The sequence below is a fragment of the Micromonospora chalcea genome (genome assembly GCF_002926165.1).
GTDB classification, from domain to species: domain Bacteria; phylum Actinomycetota; class Actinomycetes; order Mycobacteriales; family Micromonosporaceae; genus Micromonospora; species Micromonospora chalcea.
The window spans coordinates 1-7320 of record NZ_MAGP01000045.1; the positions used below are offsets into that span (position 1 = coordinate 1).

5 protein-coding genes are annotated in these 7320 nt (G+C 71.9%); 3 read left to right on the forward strand and 2 right to left on the reverse strand.

Features of this window, described 5'->3' with window-relative positions:
- Nucleotides 1–167 precede the first annotated feature (167 nt).
- A complete protein-coding gene (locus BAW75_RS05470) occupies nt 168–1898 on the forward strand; it encodes a cellulose binding domain-containing protein (protein WP_069089768.1) in 1731 nt (576 codons plus the stop codon).
- A gap of 62 nt (nt 1899–1960) precedes the next feature.
- Here the strand turns inward: BAW75_RS05470 and BAW75_RS05475 are convergent, their stop codons facing one another.
- A complete protein-coding gene (locus BAW75_RS05475; RefSeq protein ID WP_104112853.1) occupies nt 1961–3526 on the reverse strand; it encodes a pectate lyase family protein in 1566 nt (521 codons plus the stop codon).
- Nucleotides 3527–3856: 330 nt separating this feature from the next.
- Here BAW75_RS05475 and BAW75_RS05480 point away from each other — a divergent pair, with 330 nt between their 5' ends.
- Nucleotides 3857–5068 (forward strand): hypothetical protein, encoded by a 1212-nt coding sequence (locus BAW75_RS05480; protein WP_104112854.1) that lies wholly within the window; start codon nt 3857–3859, stop codon nt 5066–5068.
- Here the strand turns inward: BAW75_RS05480 and BAW75_RS05485 are convergent.
- Entirely contained in the window at nt 5006–5968 is a 963-nt protein-coding gene (locus tag BAW75_RS05485; protein WP_104112855.1) for a DMT family transporter, read from the reverse strand. The genes BAW75_RS05480 and BAW75_RS05485 overlap by 63 nt on opposite strands.
- A 40-nt stretch (nt 5969–6008) precedes the next feature.
- On the opposite strand from BAW75_RS05485, the gene BAW75_RS05490 reads away from it, so the two are divergent.
- A partial coding sequence (locus tag BAW75_RS05490) for an aminotransferase-like domain-containing protein (RefSeq protein WP_104112856.1) occupies nt 6009–7320 on the forward strand: 1312 nt, incomplete at its 3' end.

The following is a 7320-nucleotide window of genomic DNA, read 5'->3' on the forward strand; positions in this document are numbered from 1 at the left end:
TCATCCGCACCACCGCGGACCAGACCTTCACCGTCGACCCCTGCAACCTCCAACTGCTCTACCAGGGCCGCTCCCCCAACTCCGGCGGCGACTACGGCCTCCTGCCCTACCGCCCCGGACTGCTCACCCTCCAGCGCTGAGCCGGACCGTCCAGGAAGGAAGGTCGCATGAGAAGGCACAGAACGACCCGTACCGCGGTGTTGTCGGCCGGCGCGGTCCTGCTGGCGTCCACCGCGATGGCCGCGGCGCTGCCGGCCGGAGCGGCAGCCGCCGGATGCGCGGTCACCTACGCCGTGTCGTCGCAGTGGCAGGGCGGCTTCGGCGCGAACGTCACGGTCACGAACCTCGGTGACCCGGTCAACGGCTGGACGCTCACCTGGTCCTACGCCGCCGGCCAGACCGTCACCCAGGCGTGGAACGCCACCGTCACCCAGAGCGGAGCGGCGGTGACCGCCCGCAACGTCGACTACAACGGGTCCATCCCCACGAACGGCAGCACGTCGTTCGGGTTCAACGGGGCCTGGACCAGCAGCAACCCCGCGCCGACGAGCTTCGCGCTCAACGGGGTGACCTGCACCGGCGGCACGACGCCCACGTCGCCGTCCACCTCGCCGTCCACGTCACCGACGAGTTCGCCGACCACCTCGCCCAGCACCCCGCCGCCGACCGGGGCGGCGGACATCACCGTCAACACCGCCAGCCGCTACCAGACGATCGACGGGTTCGGCGCCGCCGTGTCGATCTGGGGCGGCGCCTGGTCGACGGCCGAGACGCAGACGCTCGTCGGGCTCGGCCCCAACCAGCTCGGCCTGTCCATCGTGCGTACCGGCATCTCGCCGGTGTCCGGCGAGTGGGGCACCCAGGTCAGCGCGCTGCGCACGGCGAAGTCGTACGGGTCGAACGTGAAGATCATGGCGTCGCCGTGGACCGCCCCGGCGGCCTGGAAGACGAACAACAGCCGGATCAACGGTGGCAAGCTGCGCACCGACTACTACGACGACTACGCCAACCACCTCAACAGCTACGTCCAGTACATGCGCAACCAGGGTGTGACGATCGACGTCACGTCCGTGCAGAACGAGCCGGACTGGCACCCTGACTACGACTCGATGGACTGGAGCGGCACCGAACTCCAGACCTTCGTGCGGGAGCAGGGCGCCAAGGTGCAGAACACCAAGCTGATGGTCGCCGAGGCGGTGAACCTGAACTACGGCTACACCGACCCGACGCTCAACGACGCGGCCGCCCGCAACAACATCGGCTACATCGGCGGGCACCTGTACGGCACCGAGGCGTCCGGCCGGCTGAAGCCGTACACGCTGGCGCAGCAGTACAACAAGCCGGTGTGGATGACCGAGTGGAACCTGCACGAGGCCGACGGCGGCGGCTCCAACATCTGGGGCAACCCGGCCAACGCCGCGGCCTGGAACGAGACGCTCGACGACATCATGCGCACCGTGCACAAGTCGATGGAGTCGAACTGGAGCGCGTACGTCTGGTGGTACGGCAAGCGCTACTACTCGTTCATCGGTGACGGCGAGTCCGCGTACGGCACCGTGGCGGGCGCGCCGCTCAAGCGCGGGTACGCGTTCTCGCAGTACGCGAAGTACGTGCGTCCCGGCTACCAGCGGGTCGCCCTGACCAAGAGCTCCAAGGCGTCGCCGCTGGAGGTGACGGCCTATCAGGGCGACGGGAAGGTGACGCTGGTGATCCTCAACCGGTCCACCAGCGCGGTGAACAACGCGATCATCCAGGCGCCGCAGAACGTCAGCCGGGCGGAGTACGTGGCCACGTCGCAGAACGCGAGCGCGGCGAGCCAGCCGGTCGGTGTGAACGGCAACCAGGTCACCGTGAACGTCGGCGCGCGGAGCATCTCCACCGTCGTGCTCACCCTCTGACCGGGGACACGCAACAAGGGCGGGGGCGGCCGGATCGGCCGCCCCCGCTCGTGTGTGACGTGCTAGCTGGCGTACGTCTCGAACTCGCCGACTCTCGGCGTACCGCTGGAGCTGTTGATCTTGAAGTTGATCTTCTTCAGCGAGGTCGCACCGAAGGTGATCTGGCCGGCCCCGCTGCCGGAGGCCAGCACCGCGCCGGTGTCGTTGTTGACGAGCTGCCACGACCCGATCGAGCCCGAGGTGCCGGACGGCTCGCGGATGACCACGCGGGACACGGTGGTGGCCGAGCCCCACTTGATCGAGACCGTGCCGGTCGACCCGGACGGCGACCAGTACGTGCTCAGGTTGCCGTCGCGCACGTTGCCGTAGCTGGTGCCGTCGGCCTTGCTGGACCCGTCCGCGCCGGCGCCGGAGACGAGGCTCAGGTTGGTCCCGCCGGACGGCGGCGGGGTGGTCGTCCCGGGCGGCGGCGTGGTCGGTGCGGGCGTGGTCGGCCCCGGCGTCGTCGGCGCCGGGGACTGCGGCGTGCAGTTGCCGTCGGACACCCGCAGGCCGGTGTTCGCGCCCGCCGTCTGCCGCACGATGTCCGGCACACAGCTCGCCGCGTCGAGCCGGTACGAGTACGGGACGCTCACGGTGGTCGTCGAGGTCACGTTCGGCCCCGCCGGGTAGTTGTCGCTGCCCGGCGAGGACCAGGTCACGTTGTCGAAGATGTTGCCGCTGACCTGCCAGGTGCCGCGCTCGCTGGTGTAGAACGTGCCGAGCACGTCCTTGGAGTTGCGGAAGTAGTTGCTGTCCACCTTGGCCCGCGCCCCGGCCCGGGAGTTGATGCCCGACTCGTGCAGCCCGTTGTAGTGGTTGTTGAACATGTGGGCGATCCCGCCGCGCAGCAACGGCGTACGGGAGTCGATGTTCTCGTACAGGTTGTGCTCGAACGTGATGTAGCCGTTGCCGCGGTCGCTCTCGCTCGATCCGATCAGGCCACCCCGGCCGGAGTTGCGCAGGATGCTGTACGACAGCGTCACGTACTGGGTGTCGTCCTTCATGTCGAACAGGCCGTCGTAGCCCTCCGACTCCCCGCCGGACGCCTCCAGCGTGACGTGGTCGACCCACACGTTGCGGACGCTGCTCTCCATGCCGATCGCGTCGCCGCCGTTGGAGGTGGGCGAGCCCGACTTCTTGACGTTGCGCACCGTCACGTTCCGGATGATGATGTTGCGCGAGTCGCGGATGTGGATGCCGAGCTGGTCGAAGACGGCGCCGCTGCCCACACCGATGATGGTGACGTTGCTGATCTGCTTCAGCTCGATCACGCCGTCCGCGGTGTTGCAGCTCGACCCGGAGACCTTGCTGGTGTTGCCGTGGTTGATGGTACCGGTCACCTCGATGGTGATCGGGGTGCTACTGCTGGCCCGGCCGCAGAGCGCGGCGTGGATGGCGGTGCCGGTGGTGGCGCGTACGGTCTGCCCGCCCGCGCCGCCGGTCGTGCCGCCGTTCTGGGTGGCGTAGCCGGTGGCGCTGCCGGCCGCCGCCGACGCCTGCGGGGACGGCAGCGCCACGGCGACGGCGATACCGACGACCGCCGTGGCCAGTGCCGCGTGGAGTCGCAGCGCGACTGGTCTTCTCATGTCGCCTCATTCCTTTTTCGAGCACGCGGGAATTGCCGCCGAGCCGCGGCAGCAACCGAATGGGAATAGTGCGGAGCCGCGACGCGATCAGGCGCGTCGCCGGCGGATGTCGTTCATCTGCGATGCCCGGGCCGCAAACGAAACATCGATGTAACGCGATCGTATGAAAGCGCTTTCGCTCAGGGCAAGAGGTAGCGTTTGCAGGTTTTTTGCACTGCTCAGGGCGGCCGGACGCCGGGGACGCCACCTTGACGGGCGGCGAGATCGATGGTTGCCTGCACCTCACCCATGCATCGACATCTGTCTAACTCCGCCCCCACGAGGAGCGCCATGTCCCGATCCCGCAGGACCCGCACCCCGGCGGTCGTCGCCGGCGCGGTCGCCGCCGTCCTGGCCGCCTCCCCGGCCCCCGCCGCGCCCCTGGCGGCACCGGCCACCGGCAACACCTGGAGCGCCGACCTGGTCGGAATCGACTCCGACGACGTCAACGTCCGCTGGACCGGCACGGAACTGCGCCTCGCCGACCCGGCGTACCGGCCCGCGGCCCGGCGCAGCATCGCGGCCGAGGGCACGCTGCTCGTCGCGCCGCATTCACTCGCCGCACCGGCCAACCGGGTCCGGGCCGACGTCGTCGCAGTCCCCGCCCGCGACGGCGCCGTCGAGGTGGCGGCGCGCGGCTGGCGATCGGGCGCGTGGACCGAATGGCGGGCCGTGACCGGCGCCGCCGTCTTCGACCAGCCGGTCACCCGGGTGCAGATCCGGGTGGTCCTCACCGCCGACCGGCCGTCCGCCGCGCCCAGCCTGCGCACGCTCCGGCTCACCGCCGACTCGGTCGCCGCCGTCACGGCCGCCACGCCCGGCCTCACCTACCGGGTGTACGCCACCCGCGAGGGCCTGGTCGGCGGCACCACCGCCAACGGGCACGTGATCGTCTCCCGGGACCACTTCGTCGCGCTGCCCTCGTTCCGCGGACTCGCGCCGAAGAACACCGGCGACTACACCGTGCGGGTCTGCACCACCACCCGCAGCCGCTGCGAGTACGCGCCGGTCTGGGACGTCGGACCGTGGAACACCAAGGACGACTACTGGAACCCCAGCAGCACTCGGGAGATGTGGAAGGACCTGCCGCAGGGCCGGCCCGAGGCGCAGGCGGCGTACCAGAGCGGCTACAACGGCGGGCGGGACCAGTTCGGACGGGTGGTGGGCAGCCCGGCCGGCATCGACCTCGCCGACGGCACGTTCTGGGACGGCCTGCTGCTGACCGACAACGCCTGGGTCGACGTCGCCTACCTCTGGACCGGCACCGGCACGCGCGGTCGCATCGGCAGCGGGCCGCTCAACATCCGCTCCGGTCCCAGCACGAGCAACCCGGTCGTCGGGCTGGCCGCCACGTACGCCGACGTGCCGATCGAGTGCTCGGTCAGCGGCCAGTCGGTGAGCGGCCCGTACCGGACCACCACCCAGTGGAACCGCCTCGCGTCAGGACACTTCGTCAGCCACGCGTACGTCTCCAGCGTGACCGGCACCATCGCGCCCTGCTGAGGGCGACCGGCCCGGGGCGCGCGACGGTGTCGCGCCGCCCCGGGTGCGCTGGATGAGCACGACGCAGGCGAGTACCGCGCCCGCCACCACGAGCGCGCCGGGCGTGACCGCCTCGCCGAGCAGCAGTGCCGACCAGATCAGCGTGAGCACCGGCTGGACGAGCTGGATCTGGCCGACCTTGGCGATGCCGCCCCGGGCCAGCCCGGCGTACCAGGCGAAGAAGCCGAGGAACATCGACACCACTGTGAGGTAGCCGAACCCGGCCCAGGCGGCGATGCCGCCGTGCGGCGGGTGGACGAAAGCGGCAACCGCCGTGACCGGCACGGTGACCGGGAGCGACAGCAGCAACGCCCAGCAGATCGTGCGGGCGCCGCCGAGTTCGCGGGCGAGCCGGCCGCCCTCGGCGTACCCGAGTCCGCAGAGCACCACGGCGGCGAGCAGGTACAGGTCGGCGGGCGCCAGCGCCCCGCGGATCGAGCCGCCGGCGGCGAGGAACGCGAGCACCAGCGCCAGTCCGGCGACGCTGGCGATCCAGAACAGCGGCGGCGGCCGTTCCCCGGCCCGCAGCACCGCGAACACCGCCGTCATGGCGGGCAGCACGGTGACCACCACCGCGCCGTGCGCCGATGTCTGTGTGGTGAGCGCCAGCGAGGTGAACAGCGGGAAGCCGACCACAACGCCGAGCGCGACGATCGACAGCCGTCGCCACTGGTCCCGGGCGGGGCGTGGGGCGCCGGTGAGCCGCAGGTAGGCCCACGCGAGCAGCGCCGCGCCGACGGCCCGTCCGAACGCGACGAACCAGGGGTCGAGTGTGTGCACCGCGACGCGGGTGGCCGGCAGCGACATGCTGAAGGCCAGCACGCCCAGCGCGCCGAGGGCAACCCCGCCGCCCGCTCCCACCGTTACCGTCGTTGGTGCAGTAGCGCTACTCTGTGCTGTCATGAATGATGGTAGCGCTATCGAGCGTGTCGTCCGGCATCTGGGTGCGCTGGCGGCGGACGCCGTCCCCGGCACGCGACTGCCGTCGGTACGGGAGCTGACCGCCCACCATCACGTCTCCCCCGTCACCGTCGCCGAGGCGACCCGGCGGCTCGTCGCGGACGGCCTGATCGAGACACGGCCGGGACGTGGCGCGTACGTGTCGAACCGGCGCGCCGACCCACCACGGCCGGACCTGTCGTGGCAGACCGTCGCGCTGGGCTCACGGCGCGACGGCGAGGAGGAGATGCAGGCGCTGCTGTCGCTACCGCCGTCGGGCGCGATCCCGCTGACCGGCGGCTACCTGGACCCGGACCTCCAGCCGGCCGCCGCGCTCGGCGCGGCGCTCGCCCGCGCCGCCCGGCAACCGGCGGCGTGGCAGCGCGGCCCGGTCGAGGGACGCGCCGACCTGCGCGCCTGGTTCGCCCGAGCGGCCGGCGGGGGCCTGCGCGCCGAGGACATGGTGATCTGCCCGGGCGGGCAGGCCGCGCTCTCCACCACGCTGCGGGCGCTCACCACACCCGGCGACACGCTGCTCGTCGAATCCCCCACCTACCTGGGCGCGCTCGCCGCCGCGCGCGCCGCCGGGCTGCGGGTGGTGCCGGTGCCCGCCGACACCGACGGGGTACGCCCCGACCAGCTCGCCGCCGCGTTCGCCCGCACCGGCGCCCGCCTGTTCTACTGCCAGCCGCTGCACGCCAACCCGCACGGCGCGACGCTCTCCCCCGCACGACGCACCCAGGTCGCCGAGGCGGTACGCGACGCCGGGGCGTTCCTCATCGAGGACGACTACGCCCGCGACCTCACCATCGACGGCGAGGCCCCGCCACCGCTGGCCGCCGACGACCCCGACGGGCACGTCGTCTACCTGCGCTCACTCACCAAACCGGCAGCGCCCGGCCTGCGCATCGCCGCGCTCGGGGCGCGCGGACCGGCCGGAGCCCGGCTGCGCGCCGCCCGCCTGCTCGACGACCTGTTCGTCGCCGGGCCGCTGCAACAAGCGGCGCTGGAGTTCCTCACCGCGCCCGCGTGGGACCGGCACCGCCGCAGCCTGCGCGTGCACCTGCGGGCCCGCCGGGAGGCGCTGCTCGCCGCACTGAACCGCCACCTGCCGCAGCTGGCGCCGCGCGACGTCCCGCGCGGCGGCCTGCACCTCTGGGTACGCCTGCCCGACAACACCGACGACGTAGCGGTGACCACGGCTGCCGCGGCAGCGGGGGTGACCGTCTTCCCCGGCCGCCCCTGGTACGCCGCAGAACCCCCCGCCCCGCACC